This is a genomic window from Parendozoicomonas verongulae, from assembly GCF_009711465.1.
Taxonomy (GTDB): Bacteria; Pseudomonadota; Gammaproteobacteria; order Pseudomonadales; family Endozoicomonadaceae; genus Sansalvadorimonas; species Sansalvadorimonas verongulae.
Map to the genome: position 1 here is coordinate 1 of NZ_SMME01000664.1, position 479 is coordinate 479.

At 54.7% G+C, this 479-nt stretch carries 1 protein-coding gene; it reads left to right on the forward strand.

What is annotated here, in order from left to right:
• Positions 1-479: hypothetical protein (locus E1189_RS23260; protein WP_196221088.1), on the forward strand; the 479-nt coding region annotated here is incomplete at both ends.

Sequence of the window (479 nt, forward strand, 5' to 3'; positions counted from 1 at the left end):
CAGCGGCTGGGCGGATTACATCAAGGCTCAGATGACGGCGGTGGGTAACAAACTCGATGAGCTGGCGGCCAACGGCAAGCTGAACGAGCTGGCGACCAATATCTCTGCCACCTTCATAGCCATTGCCGAAAGCCTCAAAGCCTTCTTTGCCAACCTGACTCTGGATGAGGTGGTGAACACCACGACCAGCGGGTTTCAGAAGATCGTCGATACGGCCACCACAGTGATCGCCACCTTTCAGGTATTGGGCAATGGCATCAAGGCCCTGTTCAATAGCCTGTCGGTTGTCGTTAAAGGTGCAGCGACTTTTATTACCGGAGCCATCGCCAAGATAGCCGAGGCGGCAGCGGATATTGTCGGCGCACTGGGTTTTGATGAGCTGGAACAAAAAGCGCGGACTTTCTCTTTGGCAACCGGGGCTGTGATGAATCGCTTTGCTGATGGTGTCACCAAGGATGCCAACAAGGTGAAGGACGCTT